Raw genomic sequence first — 18,673 nt, 5'->3', positions numbered from 1 at the left:
GAGCTCGTGCCTACTTCGTCCACACGCCGTCGTGCAGCGCTTCGGCTTCGTCCTCGAGCGCCGGGCCTACGACCTCGGTCGGCCGCTGGCCGCTGGCAAAGACCTCGCGGCACGGCAGATCGAGGGTCGGATTCTCCGGATGGTTGCCGGTGACGCCGCGCAGGCGATGCTCGCTGAGGCCATAGACGACGCGGCCGATGCCGGCCCAGTAGATCGCGCCGGCGCACATCGCGCAGGGCTCCGCCGAGGAATAGAGCGTCGCTGTCGCCAGCACCTCGCGGCTGAGCGTGCGGCAGGCCTGGGTGGCCGCGAGACGTTCGGCATGCGCGGTGCCGTCGTGATCCGGCATGTAGCCGTTCTCGGCCTCGATCAGCACCTTGCCGCCCGCGACGACGATACAGCCGAAGGGATGATTGCCATGGGTGAGAGCGCGGCGGGCGACAGCGAAGGAGAGACGCAGAAAGTGTTCGTCGCGTTCGGATACACCGGCCATCGAACCTCCTCGGTGAGTGTCGCTCCGTGCCCGCCGATCACGGCAAAATCGGCGTCGCTGGTCGTGCTTCATACACCAATTCACCGTGGAACCGGAGGCCGGCGGTCATCTGGGCGAAATACGAATCAGCCATGCTCTGGATGGTGGCCGCACCATCGGAGTGACCCCCGGTCGCATATGAATAGCGATATCCCGTTGCCCTCAGAACGCAGAAACCGATTTTACCAAGGCACGGCTGCGACGTTTGTCGCCAATGCCCTCCAGGCGGTCAATTTTTTGGGGGATCGATTCCTGAGAAAATCGCCTCATTCGTTGTCGGCCATCGAGGACCTGTACCGGCACTCGATGGACAGCGCATTTTCGGTCACCGAGGCCTTCCTCGTCACGGGCGCACCACACGCATCCGCTTACTATCCCCGTGACTTCGCCTGGTTCTATCCTGACGTCCTCGACCCCGAAACCATCATGGATGCGCAGGATGCCGTGCGGCGAGCCCGGCTGCTCGACAGGAGCATCCGTTTGTTGCTGGAGGCGGTTCGCGCCGACGTCATCACGACGACCATCGTCCCGGCCGGACGCGGTCGATACCTCGGTGTGAATTACTTCTCGCGTCCGTCGGATACGCTGCTCGGCATTCTGGCCGGCCTGCAGCAGATGATCTCGGCCGATCAGAGGACGTCGTCCTATTTGGCGATGTCGCAATGTGCGCATGCCGGCCGCCTGCTGCTGGCCGAATATGGCGGTGACCTCAAGCGCGCGATCCTCAAGCTCGCAAGCGAGCTCGAGCCGTTCGGCCATGACGGCACCTCCTCTTTGCTGTGTGATACCCATCGCCCTCGCTCCGCCGCAACGGATACCCGCGCCGAGCGCCGGCGCTTCGTGACCAATGCCTGCGTCCACACGACCTTCGTGTGGAGCGTGCAGCTCGGCATCGTCGACGAGAACGAGCTGAAGAGGCTGCTCGGGCGCGATCTCGCGCAGTACAAGAAGGACCTGCTCCGTCTGTTCGGCAGAGACGGATACATCAGGCATTCTCTGGACGGTCCGGCGAGTTCGCCGGCGTCTTCGGTCGCGCTGGATTTTGTCAGCGTGCATCGCGGCTTCTGGGATCTGAACGATGCGAGCGAGCGAAAGCTGTTCGCGGCTACGGCGGATCTGATCATCGCCGAGCCGCGCTTTCGCATCCCCAGCACCTTCCACTTCCTGGTGTCTGCCGATAATCCGCGGAACAAGATGATCCACAAGATTGCGGCGCCTGCTTACCAGGGACGTTCTTCCTGGCCGACGTTCAACGTCGAATTTGCGGATCGCATGTTGGACTATGGTGAGTTTTCGGGGAGCGACACCTATCGTTCGTGCGCTCAGGGAATATTGAAGGACATTCGGACCGCGACCGAGCTGCACGGCGGATATCAGGAGCTGATCTCCGAGCAAGGTCTGAAGTATCGCACCTGGGCCTATAAGGGCGCGGTGGCTCACTCCTGGTTTCCGCGTTTCCTGTCGGTCTGGAGGAGGGCGTATGGATCGCCGCTCCTGCAGTGGAGCGACTGACCTGCGCGGCGATATGCCGGCAGGGAAGGTCGCTGAGGATCAGCGCGAACGGCTCACGCCACGAGATCCAGCAACCGGCACGATCCGCGCACGAGCACTTTGCGCCCGGCCGGCGTTATCGCAGGTACGCCGTCGTTGATGGCGACGAGGCCGAGCTCGACGAGGCCTTCGACGAGATAGGACTTCGAGAGGCGACGGTTCGACAGCGGGTTACGAAGTGTACGCAGCGCTTCCCACTGGTCCGGTGCAAGTTCGAAATCGAAATCATTGCTCATGTTGCCTCAAGAGATCGTGCCGTTCGCGCCTCTGTTACCGGCGCTGCATGAAGACCATGCGACGACAATGAGTCGGGAATTCGGTGGGCTGTTTAGAACGTCTCTTCACGAATTGCCGCACTTCGTTGCGACACGAGAAGTAGATCGTCTGATCGCGAATATCGTCCCCGTGGTTCGATCACTAATTGATGATCCGCAGTTGATGTTGCGCTGCGAGCTACCGCAGTGCACGGAAAGTATCGCTGTCCCATTATGTGTCGGGACATGCCCAGAAATCATGAAGCGGGCGATCCGGGATTCTGCTATTTTGATTCGCGGGGAATGACTTCACGTGGCAGGAGTGGAGTGCATGAACAGGCTCGTTGAAATTCGCAGTCAGGAAACCCTGTGCCGGGAGCGTGCGGCATTCGATCTTGATCGCCGGCTGTTCTGGCTCGCGCAAGCCGAGGAATGGGAGCAGCGCGCGCTCGACGAGATTGCTTATCACTTCCGGGAGTGCAACGTCGGCCAGGCGGAGCTTGTGCGAAACTGAGATTGGTCGCGAGCGAGAGCTACTGATAGGTTGCCACGATATCCGACACGGCGCGCTCGAGCTGTTGCGCGGTGGCGCACTGGCGCACGACGGTACAGAAGGTCGCATAGCGTGGCATCTCGGAATCGCCGAAGCCCCAGGCAAGCCGTCCTTCGGGATTGAGCCAGACCAGCCGCTTCGAGCGCTCTGAGATGCGGCGCAGGATGTCGGCGCGCGGATCGAGATTGTTGCTGCGGGCGTCGCCGAGCACGATCACCGTCGTGCGCGGCGTCAGCGCGCTCATGAAATCCTTCTCGAAATCGACCAGCGACGAGCCGTAGTCCGACGAGCCGAAGCCGACCTTGGACATGATCTCGGCCATCGCCTCTTCCGGCGCTTTCGCCTCCAGGATGTCGCTGACCTCGATCAGATGCGAGGAGAAGGCGAAGGAGCGGACGTCGTCGACCACTTCGTGCAAGGAGTGGATCAGAAGCAGGAAGAAATCGGACACTTGCGCGACCGAGCCGGAGACGTCGCAGAGCGCTACGATCTTCGGCCGGTCGCGGTGCTTGCGCTTCCACGCCGTGAGGAAGGGCACGCCGCCCCAGGCTGCGTTACGGCGCAACGTGCGGCGGACATCGAGATGGCCGCGGCGCTGTCGCTTGCGCGGCTTGGAATAGCGCTCGCGCAGGCGGCGCGCGATCTGGCGGATGAGGGCGCGCATCTCGGCGATCTGGCGCCGCTCGATGCGGGCAAGCGGCGCGTTGCGCAGGATCTCGTTGCGGAGGTTTTCGGCCTCCTCGCGGGCATAGAGCGCAAGCCCCTGCGAGACCGTATCGCGCACCGCCTCGCGCAGGGCGTCGAGGGCGGTACGCAGTCGCTCGGCCAGCGCCGGATTGGTCGCGGTCAGCTCGTCGAGATCGTCGCGCAGGCGCTGCAGGCCCATGGCGTCGAGGATGCGGCTGGAGAAGATGCCGCGCTGAGTGGAGTAGCGGATGTCGGACAGGGAGGCCGTACCGGAGGCGCTGGCGATGGCGGCTGCGAGCGCATTGCGGTCCTGCGACAGCAGCATCTGCGCAAGCGGACCCAAATCCTCGGGAGATTGACCTTCGCCCGGCTCGCTGGCCGAGCTGGAGGAGGGCGACTGATCTGCGTCCTGCGACGCGCCGTCGTCGGGCGTCTCGGGCTGATCCTGCCGCGGCTCAGGCTGGCTGAAGAAGAGGTCAAAACAGTCGCCGAGCGCGAGCTTCTCGTCCTGCGATTTGGCGAGCGTCAGAAGCAGAGCGTCGCGCAGCACGGCACGGTCGGAGATGCCGACTTGCGCGACTGCGCGCATCGCATCGATGCTTTCGGCAGGCGAAACGTGGACGCCGACGCCCCGCGCCGCCCGAAAGAAACGATGGAGGTTCTCGCGCATCGGCGTCAACCGAAGACGTTGGACCGTGCCGCCTTGGCGATGAAGGTCGTCACCTGCGGCGATGCGGCCTCGATGTCGGCTTCGTATTTCAGGAGCACGTTGAGGGTGTCCTTGACGATATCGGTGTCGAGCTCCGTGGCCTGCAGCAGCACCAGGACGCGCGCCCAGTCGATGGTCTCGCTGACAGAAGGTAGCTTCTTCAGATCCAGCGAGCGGATCTCGTGGATGAAGCCGACCATCTGCCGGCGCAGGGCCTGCGAGATGCCGGGCACGCGGCTTTCGACGATGCGCTCCTCGAGCCGTTGCTCGGGGAAGCCGATATGCAGATGCAGGCAGCGCCGCTTCAGGGCGTCACCGAGATCGCGCTCGCTGTTGGAGGTGAGGATGACGGTCGGCGGCGTGATGGCCGAGACGGTGCCGAGCTCGGGGATCGTGACCTGGAAGTCGGACAGGATCTCCAGCAGCAGCGATTCGAATTCCGCGTCCGACTTGTCGATCTCGTCGATCAGGAGCACGCAGCCGCCCGGCTGCTCCAGCGCCTGGAGCAGGGGACGCGGCTCGACGAATTCCTTGGAGAAGAACACGTCGCCAAAATCGTGGAGCTGGTCGAGCGCGGCATGCAGCGTCTGCGCACCGCCCAGGACTTCGCCGAGCTTGTCCTTGAGGATCTGCGTGTAGAGAAGCTGCTTGGCGTATTTCCACTCGTACAGCGCCTTGGCCTCGTCGAGGCCTTCGTAGCATTGCAGGCGGATCATCTTCATGCCGCGCCAGGCGGCGATCGCCTTGGCGAGCTCGGTCTTGCCGACGCCCGCGGGGCCCTCGACCAGGATCGGCTTCTCGATCTGCTGCGACAAATAGACGGCGGTCGCGATCTGCCGGCTCGCGATATAGCCCTGCGCGGCGAGGCCGCTCTCCACTGCCTCGATCGAGGTCGAGGCCTTCTGATCAGCCACGAAAGGGCGCTCCCAAAGGTCTTGCTTGGGGCTTGTTCTGCCTGCGTTCCCGGCAAAGAACAAGCCTCGTTTGGGAGACATCAGACCCGCATGAGCGGCGTTTTTTCCGCTGAACGCAAATAGTTGAGCGGTTCGCCGCTCGCGATCAGTGCCGCAGCACTTCCGGCTTGCGGATGGTCTGTCTGACCTCGGCGCCGCAATCGGCGCATTCATAGACAAAGTCGATCTTGGCAAGGCTCCAATGCGGCTCGACCTCGCGCACATACATCGGCAGGAAACCCATGCAGGTGGGACAATTCACGGGCGCGATTTCGACGTCCTGATGATGCTGTACATAAGCTGGCATCTCGGCTTTCCTTCGCATGCGACCCACCAAACCCGCGCAGAAGCTACTGCCGGTCGCCTCAGGCGCGTCATCAACTCTTTCGAACGGAGCTGGAACGGCGGAGGTTTGTCGCTCGCTGTGACATTCTTGTTACGTCACTGTACTGTAACGGGCAGACCGAATGCCTATTTCTGCGGCCAATCCGGTTTTTTCGGATCCTCACCCCAACGATAAGGGAGCAACGCCCATGACGCATGCCATTCGTTTTCACGAGACCGGCGGTCCGGAAGTCCTGGTCTGGGAGGAGGTCAGCGTCGGCAAGCCGGGGCCGGGCGAGGCGCGCATCCGCCACACCGCGGTCGGCCTCAACTTCGTCGACATCTACAACCGATCGGGCCTGTACCCGGCGCAACTGCCGAGCGGGCTCGGCAGCGAGGCGGCCGGAATCGTCGAGGAGGTCGGACCCGGTGTCACTGATCTGAAGCCCGGCGATCGCGTCGCCTACGGCGCCTCGCCGCTCGGGGCCTATTCCGAGGCGCGGCTGATCCCTGCGGACCGTTTGCTGAAGGTGCCTGATGGCGTCGACGACAAGACCGCTGCGGCGATGATGCTCAAAGGGCTCACCACGCAATATCTGATCCGGCAGACCTATCGGGTGAAGGCCGGTGACACCATCCTGCTGCATGCGGCAGCCGGCGGCGTCGGCCTGATCCTGAGCCAGTGGGCCAAGCACCTCGGCGCGACCGTGATCGGCACCGTCAGCAACGACGAGAAGGCCAAGCTTGCCAAGGCGCATGGCTGCGATCACGTCATCATCTACACCCGCGAGGATTTCGTGAAGCGGGTCGACGAGATCACGGGCGGCAAAAAGGTCCCGGTGGTCTATGATTCCGTCGGCAAGGACACGTTCCTGAAATCGCTGGACTGCCTCGCGCCACTCGGAGTCGCCGCTCTGTTCGGTCAGTCCTCCGGCGCGGTCGAGCCGCTCAATCTCGGCCTGCTGGCTCAGAAGGGCTCGCTCTACGTCACCCGCCCGACGCTGTTCACCTACGCCGCCAAGCGTGAAAACCTCGTTGCGATGGCAGGCGAGCTGTTCGACGTCGTCAAGTCCGGTGCGGTCAAGATCGAGGTGCACCAGACCTATCCGCTGAAGGACGCCGCCAAGGCGCATGCCGATCTCGCCGCGCGCAAGACCACGGGATCGACCGTGCTGACGGTGTAATGTCCGGCCGGACGTGGCGCAGGCGATCGCGCCCTGCGTCACGTCCGTTCGTGCTTGCGCAGGTCCCGTATGTGATCGAGGCGGGTTGCCTGCAGGTCGATATCTTCGGGCGGGATCTGGGGCAGGGCGGCCTCGCTCAGGATGGCCTCGGTGACGTCTTCGACGATATTTTCCGCGATCTCGTGGATGAACGAGACGTTCTGGTATTCACCCGAGGCGATGCGGGAGACGACCTCCCGTCTGGTGATCTCGGGATCGACGACGGCCTCGCGGCCGCGTCGTCCGTAGTCGATCATCACGACGAAATACTGCATGTAAACGGCCCTGCCGCGTCCCGTCACCGGGATCGCGGGCAGAGTATTTCTGAAAACCGGAATCTAGTCAACAGGAATTTCCGAATAACGGAAATCGACGTCACCTGCTCTTCTTGCGGGGGCGTGCCGACTTGGCGCGGAGCCGCTCGAGCTGCCCTTTGGGCATCGACAGGCAGATCTCCCCCACCCACTCCAGCTTGACGCCGACGATCGGCTTGGCATTGAAGCTGGTGAGATTGACGACTGACGGACTTTTTCCCCGCTCGATGGTCTTCAAATAACGCTCGCCGGTCTTGAGGCGGACCACGGCCTCCTCGCCGTAGAAGCTCGACAGCGGGTGACGCTGGTCCTTGTAGACCACGATCACGTCACCGCTCTCGTATTTGGGCAGCATCGAATCGCCGACGATCTCGAATGCGACGGTCTCTTCCATGATCGGGAAGGGCAGCGCTATGTCGCCAAGCCCCTCCGGCGGAACCTGCTCGTAATCCGGCTCGATCACGGCGCCGGCACCGACCCGGCCCATGATCGGCGCGAGATTGAGCTCGAGATATTCCATGATCGGAATGATCTCCGAAGCCTTCACCAGACGTTCGCCGCCGAGGATCTCCGAGACCGCGCCGGGCCGCACGCCCATGGCCGCCGCCAGGCCGCCCTTGCTCTTGCCCGTCTTCTCTAGGCCCCGCTCGATCATTGCAACGTCCAACATGATGATTCCCTCGATTGCGCACCGTCTTGCCTCTTGTAATCCGAAATTCGGAATTGATGCAATTATGAATATCAGAATTATTGCTTGACTTGATCTTCGGAATACCGGAATGTGTGTTTCGCCTCCTGGTCGTTCGATGAGAGGAGGCTGATCACAGGACAGCAATATGGAACCGGGCCATTGGCCGTCGGAGCATTCCGGCGCGCTTCGCGACTATATTCGCATGGGCATGTCTTATGCGGAGATCGGCAGACAGATTAACGCAAGGTTTGGAACGGCTTACACACGCAATGCGGTGATCGGCCGCGCCAAGCGGCTGGGGCTCGTCGTACCGGAATGGATTTCTAGTCCTTCGGTCGCGCCGTATTTGCCGGGTGAGGCTCCGGTTTCGCCGCGCCGCGCGGTGTTGCCGAACCTGAATTTGCCGCCGAAGTCCGCAATGAAGCCGGCGGCGCCTATCAAGTTGCGCTGCGTCGGCGTTCAGCCGCGCCTGATCCAGCTGGTCGAACTCGAGCCCGTTGACTGCCGCTATCCCTATGGCGGCGACAAGGACGGGGAGGAGATCGCCTTTTGCGGTCATCCCTGCCGGCCGGGCTCCAGCTATTGCGCGCCGCATGCGCGCCTGACGCGTCGCTCTGGTGCCGCGTCCGCCCATGCCCCCGGTCCCGTCGTGCTGAGGCTGGTCTCTGCGGCCTGACCTTCGTGCCACCCAGTTCAGTCGTCAATTTCGCAAAGGAGTATCCGAGTGGCGCGTGCCCAACGCAACAAGTCCTACAAATTGGCTCAGATCTACGACCGGCGATCCCGTGATGTCCCGTTCAACGCCGAAGTGGCGGAGGTCGAGGTCGACAATCCGTTGGCGCTCGATTCCGGCGAGAAGATCCTGGCCATCCGGTCGATCCGTGGTGATCCCTTGGGGCGGCTGCACGCACATCATCAGATCGACGAAGCGCAATACCGCGGTGGGCGAGCCTTCCAGAACGATTGGGAGCGGGCGGAGCGGGGGCCTCAGGCGGTGGATCCGACGAGGGAATATGTCGATGGCGCGCGTACGCGCGAGCCTGTCACCGACAGCCAGCGCCAAGCGGTGCTGCGGTTGAACCGGATCGAGCGCGAACTCGGCACCGACGGCGCCGCGCTGGTGCATGACGTGCTGGTGCTGGGCCTGACCATGGACCAGATCGGCGCGCGTCGCGCCGTCCGAACCCAGCGCTGGAACGATTATTTTTCGCGGCGTTTTCGCGAATGTCTGGACCGGCTGGCGCTGATCTACGGCTTTGCGACGGAAACGGGGGCACAACGGGCGCAGCGGCGCAGTTGAAGACGTCACGCCGGCGGCCTCGGCTGCCGGCGTGCCAGTCGGCTGCTTATGGATGCGGCACGATCTGGTAAGGCGTCGCGTACGGTTCGACGCGGAGCGAGGCGTTGGCCAGAAGCCCGATCTTGGCGGTCGGCGCCTGCTGCAATTCGCCGTTCGGGCCGCGATGCACGTTGTATTGCCAGACCGTGAGATCGCCCTTCTGCGCGAGCGCGTGCGCAACCGCGCTCGCATCATTGCCGCCGAGCCCCTTAAGTTCCTCCGCCGATAATCCGACGACGATTTCGTCCTTGATGGTGATGATCTTGAACAGGTTCATCTTGGTCTCCTGGGCCCATGCGCCTTGTATCGAGAGGGTGAAAAGCGCGACCGCGGCGCCCTTGATGAGATCGCAGCGAGAAAGCATGCCGTCGTCCTTTGGTGCTGACGCGCGCCCGAATCGAAGAGTCTTCAGCCATGGCGCCCGGTGTCTGCGTGGCCGTGTCGCAACGGCTTGGTCGCTCGCTCATGGACAATGGTTCATGGGCAGCACATATCCGGGCCGACGAGCGACGACCGCGCACAGATCGGGACGCTGGAGATCAGCTTGCGAGATCGATCTTGATTTCGTCGCTGTTACAACCGCCGGGGCCGGACTCAACAAATGCGTGTATGCTCCAGAAGAAGTCATGCGCAACCAATGTCCGTTCATGTCGGAAACAAGCAGAAACGTTGTGCCAATTGACAGCGGTCCGGGCAGTATGCGTGATTTATGCAGCTTCTTGACGCAGGTGGGTGACGGCGGTCGATATTCCTGTTATCCGGAATTGCCGTGGTGCGATGCAGACGAAGCATCACTACACCCATTGTTGGACTTGCCGGACGGGTTGTTCCTTGGCATAGTTGCAACCAAATGGTTGAGCCGGTTGTTGGACATGTCGTTCAGCGTGCCAGCCGGCCGGGGCCACCCGGCCGAGAGTTCGTCGCCATAGGTCCTGTTGTGGCGTCTTGTTGCGGCGTTCGGTTCTTGGGCGGATTGCGAAAGCCGATGCTTGTCATAGGTGCGAGATGAAGAACCTCGGTTTCGCGGCTGAATTGCAGCTCAAGCTCGGCGCGCCCACAAGCGGCACGGTCGAAAGTCTGCGCCTGCTCCGCGCGTTCCTGAAGCTCGCGCCGCGACAGCGTTTCGAGGTCATCAAGCTGGTCGAAGATCTCGCCACCGAAGAAGCCCTTCCCGAACACCCCTTGTCCTGAGCCCGGCCGCGCGCCGGCCTGATGCTGTCTCTTCGCCTCCCGCCGTAGCCGGACCGCCGGCGAGGTTTTCCCCGCGGCTGACCGCTGGAAGGCGGTCCAGCAAGTGTGGTATTCAGTAGGGAAAGCGGGAGGAGTGCGACCATGATCGAACCGAAGCTCGAAGTTCCGGCCGAACTGCGCGACCTGGCCGAGAAGACGATTGACCAGGCGGAAAAAGCATTCGGCATGTTTTTCGAAGCGGCCACCAAGTCGATGTCGTCCGTTCCAGGCGCGGGGACGGAGGTGTCGAAGCAGGCCCTGGTTTTCACCGAGCAGAACATGAAGTCGGCGTTTGAGCATGCGCGCAAGCTGGTTCATGCCACCGACCTTCAGGAGGCGATGCGAATCCAATCCGATTTCCTGCGCAGCCAGTTCACCAGTGCTGGAGATCACATGCGCCAGATGACCGGCAGTCTCATGCAACCGGGCAAGGGCAAGTCCTGATTATCGCGCCTGTCCACGGCGTACCCGCAAATTGGACTTGCGTGGCCGCGATCCGCATTTGCGATGCTGGGGCAGGTCCATGCGGACTACGGATGGCCTTGTTTGCCGTCCGGCGTCCCTTCTACTGGTCCCTGTCGGTCCTCCGGCAGGGATTTCTATGTGTGGCCGATGTCGTGCTAGCGCAGCGATGCGATGTAGGCCGCGATGTCGCCCGCTTCGGTGCGGCTCAAGGGGAAATTCGGCATCTTCGGGTGCGGATCGAGCAGGAAGAAGGCAAGCCTCTCCGGGCTGAAGTCTGCCTTGCGCGCGACAGAGACAAAGGAGGGGACGTCGGCGCTCGCCTGGGTTTGGCCGTTCGCGACGACATGGCAGCTTGCGCACCAGCGCTTGGCGAGGTCGGCACCGTGATTGGCATCGGCTGCGAGCGCAGACGATGTGCCGACGCTGGAGGTTACGGCAAGCAGCAGGCAGATTCGTCTCAAATGCTGGTGCATAGGGTAACCTTCATGCATTCGTTGGCGTCCGCCGTGCCTATCCGCAGCACGATCCCGGAAATTGTGAGAGATCAATGCGGGCGATGATCGACCGCAGCAGCTTGCGGACCGAGCGATAGAGATGCCGTACGAATGCCGGCATTCTCGCCGCGGGCAGGCCTAGGCTTCTTGCATCGAGGCCTTTCGTCTCAAGACTTTCGATAGAATGCGACACGTGTCTCTCCGAGGCCATGGGGGTCTTCTATCCCGCCGCCTCGGAGCCGCCTTGATCTGCCGCAAAGCGTTCCCGGCTAATAGTCGCCCGGATTCATGATCATCGGGCTTTTCGTATCGGCCGGCGCGAGCGCGCTGCTGGCGCTGTCGCGCAGGAAGCGGTCGAGCGTCTCCTGGATCTTCTCCTTGACCGAGTTCGGGCCACGATCGCTCATTTCCGTGTGCTGCGCGCCGGTGTGGACGATGTCGATGCCGCGCGCCTTGGCCTCCTCCGGCGTCGGCAGCACGCCTGGATCGGTCACGAAATGCGGGTCCTTCGACCGGAACGACAGGATCTTCATGCCGTCACTGACCACGAAAGGAACCCTGAGATTGTCGAGCGTGATCACTTTCGACACCAGCTCCGGGTGCTGATGGGCGACATACATGGAGACATCGCCGCCGTTGGAGTGGCCGACGAGGGTAATGTGGTCGTAATCGACGTTCTCCTGCTGCCTCTTCAGTTTATCCAGCACGAAGAGAATGTTGGCCTCGCAGCGGATATAGACGTCGCGCCGGCCGACATATTGCTGGCCGACATGGGTCGTCAGCGGCGGGTCGCTGGGCAGGTCCTGCTGGATGCTGGCGACCAGATAGCCGCGCGCGGCAAGCACATTGGCGAGAAAGGAATATTCGGTGGCCTTGACGGTATTGCCGTTACTGATGACGGCGAGCGGGAGTTTCCAGAGGCCGAGATTGGCCTTGGTCTCGTAATCGCGCCGTACCGCCAGGTCGACCGAAATCGGCCGCTGCCGCGAGGCGTCGAACAGCGCCAACGTCTCATGGCGGATCGCGAACCGGCTGACCAGGAGATATTCCCCGACGCCGAGGACGCAGAGAAACGCCAGGATTGCAAACACCTTCTTCATGGCTTGGTCTCAAATCACGTTCCGCTGAACATGGTCATTGGGAACTCCCGGATCGAGCGACCGTGATCAGGTTACGGGATTAAATTTAGGCAACTCTGTGAGCAAGGCTGCACTAGCCGTATGCCGGGGCGACGTGCGCAAACGACCGGGTGGCTAGAGACAGCCCGACCTGCCGCGTTCGGGGCAGAGCCGGAATGCGCTCGACAGCGTGAACAGGAAGCGGGGGCTGCGGCGCTCGTTGTCCGGCGCCCGATAGCTCAACGGCACGGCCACGCCGAGATCGGCCTGGAAATCGTCTGGCAGGAAGAAGCGTACACCGGCTCCGGCCGATGTCAGCGACAGGCCGTCGCTCAAACGGTAGCCGTCGTTCCAGACGGCCCCGGCGTCGCCAAAGGCATAGAGCTGATAGCCGGTCCAGTAGCGGAAATTGAGCTTCTGGTCGAAGCGCAGTTCGAGCGAGCCGGCAAGGCCGTTGTCGCCGCTGATCTCGGCTGCGCCATAACCCCGGCCGAAGGCCGCGCCGCCGAGATAGAATTGCTGCGAGGTGAACAGCGGCCGCGATGCCGTCTGGCTCGCCGCCGCCAGCTTGAGCGACCAGGCGTCGTTGAGTGTCTGGTAGCGCGTGAACCAGAGGTTCAGCACCGAGAAGTTCGAGGAGGCGCCGTCGCGCGACAGCAGATCGTCGCCGAAATGCGAGGCACCGAAGACGTCGAGGCCCTGGCGGTAGGTCAGCGTCGCGAAATTGGTGCCGCCGAAGTGATCCTGCAGTCTGTAGTCGGCGGTCAGGCTCGCGGTCCTGATGTGGTCGTTGTACCAGGAGCCGTAGAGGTCGTGCTCGGACACATTGCTGAAGGTCGTCGCCGCAGTCAGCGTGAGCGTAGAAGATTGTGATTGCAGCGGAATGATGCTGGCCCGCAGCTCGAAGGCCTCGGTCGTCGTGATGTCGCTGTCGAGGCGACGGGCATCGCCCGGTCGGACCGCGCTGTACAGAGCGGAAGCGCCGAGGCGTATGCCGTCGACGCCGACAGGCGCGTCATAGGACAGCCGCGCAAAGCCGAGCTCGCGAGGATCGTTGGCAATCGTCGACAGGTTGACGGCCAGCGTGTCTCCGGGCGTGAGGTAGGAGTTGAACGCGCCAGTGGCGTAGGTCTGCCAGGGGCCCACAGAGGACGATCCGAGATTGTCCAGGCCGAACGAGGAGAAGACGTGCCAGGTCTTCAAATAGACGGTGAGACGGAAGCGGCCGGACCCGCTGCCGATCTCTTCCAGCGCGCTGTCGGTGATCCGAACGCCCGGCCTGCCATTGATGAGGAAGAGCTGGCGCTCGAGTGTCGGGAGGCGCGACGGCTGCTCGGCGAGAACCGGCCCGAGCATCGGCCTGACGCCGAACTGGTCGGCGCCGTCGCCTTTCAGCTCGACCTGCACGATGGCACCTTCGATCACCTGGATCCGGACCCGGCCGTCGGCAATGTCCTGCGGCGGCACGATCGCCCGGCTCAGATGGAAGCCGTCGGCGCGGTAGAGATCGCTGATCGCGCCGGCGATCCCGGCGAGATCCGCCTGCGAGACGTTCTTGCCGAGATAGGGTTGATAGACTGCGGCAATGCGATCGTGGGAGACGGCGTGGGCACCGCCGACGTGCACGCCGCGCAGGACGAATTGCGGCCTGGTATCGCCGCCGGTGTTGGGCTGGCCAACCGTCGGCAGGCTGACCGGCGGGCGGTTCAGCGTTTCCCGTTCGGTTTGGTTTTCAAAGTATTTCTCGGGCTGGCGCGGATCGAAGCCAGGCTGGTTCGCCTGTTGTGCCAACGCCGGCGAAACTCCGGCGAGGATTGGCACCAACAGGGTCAGCGCGGTGGCCAGATGCCGCTTTCCAATGCACCCAGCGAAGCTTTCCCCGTAGTTCGACGGAGATGTTGCCCTGCGACGGTAAGGGATCATTAGGCGCATGATTTTTCATAGTTTTTTATGGTCAATGATTGGTTAATCCGGCCGCTTGGCTGGTCGCTTCCCGCTAATTCTATCTTGAGTGATTTCGGATACCCCTCACGCCTGGCTGTAACGCGGACTGAGGATCGTCATGCTCGGCAGAGTTGGAATGCGGTGTGCCTTCGTGGCGGCGCTGGCGCTTGGAACGGCTTCCGGCGCGTTCGCTGCGGAGGATGGCGTCTGGTCGATCAGCAAGGCCAGTGGTGAGGTATGGGTCGCTGCCGACGGCGCGCAACAGATCTCGCTGAACCAGGACGAGACGCTCAAGCCGGGCAATACCATCCGCACCGGCCGCAATGGCCGGGTGCTGCTCGTCCGCGGCGAGGAAACGATTCTGATCTCTCCCAACTCGGTGGTCGGCTTGCCCGCCGAGAAGAAGGAGGGGCTCTCGACCACGATCATCCAGCAGGCGGGGCAGATCCTGCTCGAAGTCGAGAAGCGCAACGTCAAGCACTTCGAGGTCGAGACGCCCTATCTCGCCGCCGTGGTCAAGGGAACGAAGTTCAGCGTCACCGTGGGTGCCGGCAGCACCAAGGTCGGCGTGCTCCGCGGCCAGGTCGAGGTCGCCGACTTCAGGACGGGGCAGATCGCCCAGGTCATGCCAGATCAGGCGGCCACGGTTTTCGAGCATGGCAAGGCCGGGATCAGCCTGAGCGGTCCAGGAACGTTCAACCCGATCGAGCACGGCAAGCCGCGCGCTCCCTCGATCGAGCGCATTCCGGTCCCGAAGTCGGGCCTGACCGCGCCGCGCAATGCCGCGAACGGCCGTGCAATCCATGCGCTCGGTCCGATCGACAAGGGGACCAAGGCAGCCGCTGCTTCGAAGCAGACGCATCAGGCGGCGGGACATCATGGTGCCAAAGCCGGCGTCGTGCGGATTTCGAGCTCGCTCGGCGAGGTCAAGCTGAACGTCCACAAGGTGACGCGTGGGCTCGCCCATGGCGTCGATGCTCCCGGTCAGGTGCGCAGGGCGAACGCCAACGCCGGAACCGAGACGGTCTGGAACGACAGCAAGGCCGGCACGGGCGCGTCCAACAGCGGAGGCGCGGGGGCCGGCAACAGCGCGTCGAATGCAGCCGCGGCCATCGCTGCAGCAACAGCCGGCGCATCGAGCGACAGCCCCGGCGCCAACAACGGAAATGGCGGTGGCAACGGCAACAACGGCAACAACGGCAACAACGGCAACAACGGCAACAACGGCAACAACGGCAACAGCGGCAACAACGGCAACAACGGCAACAACGGTAACAACGGCAACGGCGGCAACAACGGAAATAACGGCAACGGCAACGGCAACAATGGCGCCACCGGCAACGGCAGGGGCAACAACGGCAATGGCAACGGCAATGGCGGCGGCAACGGCAGCAATGGCCATGGCGTCGCCCACGGCCGACATTGAGGACATTTACTAGGGGATGAGGGGCGCACCTGCAGAAGCGGGGCGTGGGGTGGATCGGGTGAAACGCTATCGGCCGCATATTCTCGTCATGATCGCGCTTGCGATCGTGCTGTCCACGGGATGGCATGGTGCGCTTCGCAACGCGCTGACCGATCTACGGTTCGCCTGGCAATCACGTGAGGCCAGCGGCAAGGTCGTGGTGGTCGCCATCGACGCACCCTCCATCGATCAGATCGGCGTGTGGCCCTGGCCGCGCCGGCTTCACGCAGACCTGCTGCGCCGGCTCGAAGCTGCGGGCGCGAGCGACATCGCCTTCGATGTCGACTTCAGTTCGCCATCGGACCCGGCGTCCGACGAGGCTTTCGTCAAGGCGCTTCGCGATGCCGGCGGCTCGACCATTCTGCCGTCCTTCAAGCAGCCGACGCCGAACGGTGGCCCGGCCCACGTCAATCGCCCCCTGAAGCCGTTCAGCAACCAGTCCTGGCCCGCGATGGTGAACGTCGCAGTCGAATCCGACGGACTGGTGCGCCGCTATCCGGTCGGCGAGAAGATCGGCGATACCCTGATGCCCTCGATGGCCGTCGTGCTGGCCGGGCAGGATGCCAACCGGCGGCCGCCCTTCCTGATCGATTTCAGCATCCGTGCAGCCTCCATTCCAACCATCTCTTACGTCGACGTGCTGCGCGGCGATCCCGTGGCTCTCGATAAGCTGAAAGGCAAGAAGGTCATCGTCGGCGCCACCGCGCTCGAGCTCGGTGACCGCTTCAGCGTTCCCAACGGCAAGATCGTCTCGGGGCCGGTGCTCCAGGCGCTGGCCGCGGAATCGATCCTGCAGGGCCGGATGTTGCGCTGGACGTCCGATATCGGGATGATAATCGCGCTGGGATTGATCTCCCTGCTGATGATGTATTCGTGGCGCCGCTTCGGGCCGGGAATTCGCGTTGCAGCGCTCGTCGCTTCCGGGGCAGCCATGGGATCGGCCGCAGTTCTCGTCCAGGCGAGATGGCCCCTCGTCATCGACACGTCGCTGTTCCACATCGCGATCGTCGCCTACCTGACTGCAATTGCGCTGGACGAAATCGATTTCCGCGGTCTGCTCGGCCGCATTGCCGAGAGCCGCTTTCACCGCATCGCGATGTCGCTCGGCGACGGTCTCGTCTGCACCGACGAGGATCACCGGATCACCGTCTGGAATCCCGGCGCGAGCGCGATCTTTGGCTACACGCCGGCCGAGATGATCGGCCGCCCGTTCGAAACGCTTTGCGCCGTGCCGGCGGACGGCAACACGGGACCCTCCATGCACGACGCCGCGCGCCAGGCGCTGCTCGTTCCGGGCGGAGCGGTCGTCGTCGAGTTCGAGGGCCGGCGCAAGTCTGGTGAAACCTTTCCCGTCGAGGCGAGCTTCTCGGGTTGGCAGGGAACGGATGGCTTTCAATACGGTGCGATCCTGCGCGATATCTCGGTCCGCAAGCGCGAGGCCGAACGCGTCAAATATTTCGCCGAATATGACGCGCTGACCGGTCTTGCCAACCGCAACACGCTGCATGCCGGATTGGCCGGCATGATTGCGGATGCGGAGCGAGAGCCTCATGAGGTTGCCTTGCTCGTGATCGGGCTCGACGGCTTCCAGCGAATCAACGACATGCTTGGGCATTCGGCCGGTGACCTCGTGTTGCGGGCCGTCGCCGAGCGTCTCCGGATCGAAGTCGATGGCAAGGCGGTCGTTGCCCGGCTCGGCGGCGACGAATTCGCCATCGCGCTCGATTGCGCGGAGGCTGGTGAACCGATCGCGGCGTTCGCCGAGCGGATTGCACACGCGTTCGAAACGCCGCTTGCGACGGGCACGCGGCAGCACCGCGTCAGGATCAGCATCGGAGTTGCCGTCTATCCTGAAGGCGGACACAAGGCCGACGATCTCCTGAGCAATGGCCATCTCGCGCTCAGCCGTGCCAAGGCGACGCGGCGGGGCGGCCATGTGCTGTTCGAGGCTGCGATCAGGCAGGAGCTGGAGAACCGGCTGACGCTGGAGAGCGAGCTGGCGCTCGCCGCGGATCGCGGTGAGTTCGAGCTGTTCTACCAGCCCCAGGTTCGCCTGATCGACGGCAGCCTTGTCGGCGCCGAAGCGCTCATCCGTTGGCGGCATCCGGTGCGCGGCTATGTCTCTCCTGGAGAGTTCATGCCAGTGGTCAACACCTCGGCACTCTCGGAGCGGATCGCGAACTGGGTGATGGTGACCGCGTGCCGTCAGGCGCGTGACTGGGAGCTGTCGGGTAACGGCGTGCGTGTCGCGATCAACCTCTCGCCCTCGCAGCTTCATTCCGGCGATCTCGCCCATTCGGTTCAGGCATTGCTCGAGGCCACGGGGCTGACGCCGTCATTGCTCGAGATCGAGGTCACCGAAGACATTCTGCTCAATGACGAAAGTCGCGTGCTCGACATGTTCAAGCGGATCCAGCAATTGGGTGTCCGCGTCCTGTTCGACGATTTCGGCACCGGTTATGCGAGCCTGAGCTATCTGAAGAAGTTTCCGCTCGACGGCCTCAAGATCGACCGGTCGTTCGTGTTCGGCCTGCTCGCCAATTCCGACGATGCCGCGATCGTCGGCTCGACCATCGGGCTCAGCAAGCAGCTCGGCCTCACGGTCGTGGCTGAAGGCATCGAAGACCGCGCAACCGCCGACTTCCTGGTCAGCATGGGATGTGAGGAAGGGCAGGGCTATTTCTTCGGACGCCCGATGCCTGCTGGGGCGTTCGAAAAGCAGTTCCTGCTGGCGGCGGAGCTCGATTCTGTCAGCGCGGCCTGAGCGGCTGCTTGGGCGTTAACCGAGCATCGCTGAGGTCGTCACAATGTCGGTTGTTGGCGGAGA

20 protein-coding genes are annotated in these 18,673 nt (G+C 63.2%); 9 read left to right on the top strand and 11 right to left on the bottom strand.

Annotated features, from left to right (window positions below):
- Positions 1 to 10: 10 nt before the first annotated feature.
- Positions 11 to 493 (bottom strand): nucleoside deaminase, encoded by a 483-nt coding sequence (locus XH83_RS25965; protein WP_194403534.1) that lies wholly within the window; start codon positions 491 to 493, stop codon positions 11 to 13.
- Positions 494 to 670: 177 nt separating this feature from the next.
- On the opposite strand from XH83_RS25965, the gene XH83_RS25960 reads away from it, so the two are divergent.
- The gene (locus tag XH83_RS25960) at positions 671 to 2,044 is read left to right on the top strand and encodes a hypothetical protein (protein ID WP_194408402.1); all 1,374 of its coding nucleotides are present in this window, start codon (positions 671 to 673) and stop codon (positions 2,042 to 2,044) included.
- Between the two features lie 53 nt (positions 2,045 to 2,097).
- Here XH83_RS25960 and XH83_RS25955 read toward each other — a convergent pair whose 3' ends face one another.
- Positions 2,098 to 2,319 carry a hypothetical protein gene (locus XH83_RS25955; protein ID WP_194403533.1) on the bottom strand — a complete coding sequence of 74 codons (222 nt, stop codon included), beginning with the start codon at positions 2,317 to 2,319 and terminating at the stop codon, positions 2,098 to 2,100.
- A gap of 349 nt (positions 2,320 to 2,668) precedes the next feature.
- On the opposite strand from XH83_RS25955, the gene XH83_RS25950 reads away from it, so the two are divergent.
- A complete protein-coding gene (locus tag XH83_RS25950) occupies positions 2,669 to 2,851 on the top strand; it encodes a hypothetical protein (protein WP_194403532.1) in 183 nt (60 codons plus the stop codon).
- Between the two features lie 19 nt (positions 2,852 to 2,870).
- On the opposite strand, the gene XH83_RS25945 is transcribed toward XH83_RS25950, so the two are convergent.
- The 3 genes from XH83_RS25945 to XH83_RS25935 all read right to left on the bottom strand — a co-directional run bounded on the left by XH83_RS25945 (position 2,871) and on the right by XH83_RS25935 (position 5,546).
- A complete protein-coding gene (locus tag XH83_RS25945; RefSeq protein WP_194403531.1) occupies positions 2,871 to 4,247 on the bottom strand; it encodes a VWA domain-containing protein in 1,377 nt (458 codons plus the stop codon).
- 5 nt (positions 4,248 to 4,252) lie between these two features.
- Positions 4,253 to 5,200 (bottom strand): MoxR family ATPase, encoded by a 948-nt coding sequence (locus tag XH83_RS25940; protein ID WP_027562443.1) that lies wholly within the window; start codon positions 5,198 to 5,200, stop codon positions 4,253 to 4,255.
- A 145-nt stretch (positions 5,201 to 5,345) separates the two neighbouring features.
- The gene (locus XH83_RS25935) at positions 5,346 to 5,546 is read right to left on the bottom strand and encodes a hypothetical protein (RefSeq protein WP_194403530.1); all 201 of its coding nucleotides are present in this window, start codon (positions 5,544 to 5,546) and stop codon (positions 5,346 to 5,348) included.
- A 226-nt stretch (positions 5,547 to 5,772) separates the two neighbouring features.
- On the opposite strand from XH83_RS25935, the gene XH83_RS25930 reads away from it, so the two are divergent.
- Positions 5,773 to 6,747, top strand: coding sequence for a quinone oxidoreductase (locus tag XH83_RS25930; protein ID WP_194403529.1), 975 nt, complete (start codon positions 5,773 to 5,775; stop codon positions 6,745 to 6,747).
- A 38-nt stretch (positions 6,748 to 6,785) separates the two neighbouring features.
- Here XH83_RS25930 and XH83_RS25925 read toward each other — a convergent pair whose 3' ends face one another.
- Together XH83_RS25925 and XH83_RS25920 are read right to left on the bottom strand one after the other, a co-directional pair.
- Entirely contained in the window at positions 6,786 to 7,061 is a 276-nt protein-coding gene (locus tag XH83_RS25925; RefSeq protein ID WP_194403528.1) for a hypothetical protein, read from the bottom strand.
- A 100-nt stretch (positions 7,062 to 7,161) separates the two neighbouring features.
- Entirely contained in the window at positions 7,162 to 7,770 is a 609-nt protein-coding gene (locus XH83_RS25920; protein ID WP_194403527.1) for a S24 family peptidase, read from the bottom strand.
- A 166-nt stretch (positions 7,771 to 7,936) separates the two neighbouring features.
- On the opposite strand from XH83_RS25920, the gene XH83_RS25915 reads away from it, so the two are divergent.
- Both XH83_RS25915 and XH83_RS25910 read left to right on the top strand, forming a co-directional pair.
- On the top strand, positions 7,937 to 8,467 hold the full coding sequence (locus XH83_RS25915) for a GcrA family cell cycle regulator (RefSeq protein ID WP_194403526.1): 531 nt from the start codon (positions 7,937 to 7,939) through the stop codon (positions 8,465 to 8,467).
- A 48-nt stretch (positions 8,468 to 8,515) separates the two neighbouring features.
- A complete protein-coding gene (locus XH83_RS25910; RefSeq protein ID WP_194403525.1) occupies positions 8,516 to 9,091 on the top strand; it encodes a hypothetical protein in 576 nt (191 codons plus the stop codon).
- 46 nt (positions 9,092 to 9,137) lie between these two features.
- Here XH83_RS25910 and XH83_RS25905 read toward each other — a convergent pair whose 3' ends face one another.
- Positions 9,138 to 9,494: a hypothetical protein gene (locus XH83_RS25905; protein ID WP_194403524.1), complete on the bottom strand. Its 357-nt coding sequence runs from the start codon at positions 9,492 to 9,494 to the stop codon at positions 9,138 to 9,140.
- 641 nt (positions 9,495 to 10,135) lie between these two features.
- Here XH83_RS25905 and XH83_RS25900 point away from each other — a divergent pair.
- Together XH83_RS25900 and XH83_RS25895 are read left to right on the top strand one after the other, a co-directional pair.
- Positions 10,136 to 10,321 carry a hypothetical protein gene (locus XH83_RS25900; RefSeq protein ID WP_194403523.1) on the top strand — a complete coding sequence of 62 codons (186 nt, stop codon included), beginning with the start codon at positions 10,136 to 10,138 and terminating at the stop codon, positions 10,319 to 10,321.
- Between the two features lie 141 nt (positions 10,322 to 10,462).
- Positions 10,463 to 10,804: a phasin gene (locus tag XH83_RS25895; protein ID WP_094972645.1), complete on the top strand. Its 342-nt coding sequence runs from the start codon at positions 10,463 to 10,465 to the stop codon at positions 10,802 to 10,804.
- Between the two features lie 176 nt (positions 10,805 to 10,980).
- Here XH83_RS25895 and XH83_RS25890 read toward each other — a convergent pair whose 3' ends face one another.
- From XH83_RS25890 to XH83_RS25880, 3 genes are all read right to left on the bottom strand, one after another.
- Positions 10,981 to 11,298, bottom strand: coding sequence for a cytochrome c (locus XH83_RS25890; protein WP_194403522.1), 318 nt, complete (start codon positions 11,296 to 11,298; stop codon positions 10,981 to 10,983).
- 290 nt (positions 11,299 to 11,588) lie between these two features.
- Positions 11,589 to 12,419 (bottom strand): alpha/beta fold hydrolase, encoded by an 831-nt coding sequence (locus tag XH83_RS25885; RefSeq protein WP_194403521.1) that lies wholly within the window; start codon positions 12,417 to 12,419, stop codon positions 11,589 to 11,591.
- A 153-nt stretch (positions 12,420 to 12,572) separates the two neighbouring features.
- Positions 12,573 to 14,369, bottom strand: coding sequence for a ShlB/FhaC/HecB family hemolysin secretion/activation protein (locus tag XH83_RS25880; RefSeq protein ID WP_194403520.1), 1,797 nt, complete (start codon positions 14,367 to 14,369; stop codon positions 12,573 to 12,575).
- A gap of 130 nt (positions 14,370 to 14,499) precedes the next feature.
- Here XH83_RS25880 and XH83_RS25875 point away from each other — a divergent pair, with 130 nt between their 5' ends.
- A complete protein-coding gene (locus XH83_RS25875; protein WP_194403519.1) occupies positions 14,500 to 15,807 on the top strand; it encodes a FecR family protein in 1,308 nt (435 codons plus the stop codon).
- A 58-nt stretch (positions 15,808 to 15,865) separates the two neighbouring features.
- On the top strand, positions 15,866 to 18,610 hold the full coding sequence (locus tag XH83_RS25870; RefSeq protein ID WP_194403518.1) for an EAL domain-containing protein: 2,745 nt from the start codon (positions 15,866 to 15,868) through the stop codon (positions 18,608 to 18,610).
- Positions 18,611 to 18,673: the final 63 nt, after the last annotated feature.

This window comes from Bradyrhizobium sp. CCBAU 53351 (assembly GCF_015291745.1).
GTDB lineage: Bacteria > Pseudomonadota > Alphaproteobacteria > Rhizobiales > Xanthobacteraceae > Bradyrhizobium.
Note: the sequence above shows the minus strand (reverse complement) of the source record. Positions and strands in the feature narration are given on the sequence as shown.

Bases quoted from the DNA above. Each gene is read 5' to 3' on its own strand.
- XH83_RS25965 (WP_194403534.1), bottom strand. From the start codon at position 493: ATGGCCGGTGTATCCGAACGCGACGAACACTTTCTGCGTCTCTCCTTC.
- XH83_RS25960 (WP_194408402.1), top strand. From the start codon at position 671: ATGAATAGCGATATCCCGTTGCCCTCAGAACGCAGAAACCGATTTTAC.
- XH83_RS25955 (WP_194403533.1), bottom strand. From the start codon at position 2,319: ATGAGCAATGATTTCGATTTCGAACTTGCACCGGACCAGTGGGAAGCG.
- XH83_RS25950 (WP_194403532.1), top strand. From the start codon at position 2,669: ATGAACAGGCTCGTTGAAATTCGCAGTCAGGAAACCCTGTGCCGGGAG.
- XH83_RS25945 (WP_194403531.1), bottom strand. From the start codon at position 4,247: ATGCGCGAGAACCTCCATCGTTTCTTTCGGGCGGCGCGGGGCGTCGGC.
- XH83_RS25935 (WP_194403530.1), bottom strand. From the start codon at position 5,546: ATGCCAGCTTATGTACAGCATCATCAGGACGTCGAAATCGCGCCCGTG.
- XH83_RS25930 (WP_194403529.1), top strand. From the start codon at position 5,773: ATGACGCATGCCATTCGTTTTCACGAGACCGGCGGTCCGGAAGTCCTG.
- XH83_RS25925 (WP_194403528.1), bottom strand. From the start codon at position 7,061: ATGCAGTATTTCGTCGTGATGATCGACTACGGACGACGCGGCCGCGAG.
- XH83_RS25920 (WP_194403527.1), bottom strand. From the start codon at position 7,770: ATGTTGGACGTTGCAATGATCGAGCGGGGCCTAGAGAAGACGGGCAAG.
- XH83_RS25915 (WP_194403526.1), top strand. From the start codon at position 7,937: ATGGAACCGGGCCATTGGCCGTCGGAGCATTCCGGCGCGCTTCGCGAC.
- XH83_RS25905 (WP_194403524.1), bottom strand. From the start codon at position 9,494: ATGCTTTCTCGCTGCGATCTCATCAAGGGCGCCGCGGTCGCGCTTTTC.
- XH83_RS25900 (WP_194403523.1), top strand. From the start codon at position 10,136: ATGAAGAACCTCGGTTTCGCGGCTGAATTGCAGCTCAAGCTCGGCGCG.
- XH83_RS25895 (WP_094972645.1), top strand. From the start codon at position 10,463: ATGATCGAACCGAAGCTCGAAGTTCCGGCCGAACTGCGCGACCTGGCC.
- XH83_RS25890 (WP_194403522.1), bottom strand. From the start codon at position 11,298: ATGCACCAGCATTTGAGACGAATCTGCCTGCTGCTTGCCGTAACCTCC.
- XH83_RS25885 (WP_194403521.1), bottom strand. From the start codon at position 12,419: ATGAAGAAGGTGTTTGCAATCCTGGCGTTTCTCTGCGTCCTCGGCGTC.
- XH83_RS25880 (WP_194403520.1), bottom strand. From the start codon at position 14,369: ATGCGCCTAATGATCCCTTACCGTCGCAGGGCAACATCTCCGTCGAAC.
- XH83_RS25875 (WP_194403519.1), top strand. From the start codon at position 14,500: ATGCTCGGCAGAGTTGGAATGCGGTGTGCCTTCGTGGCGGCGCTGGCG.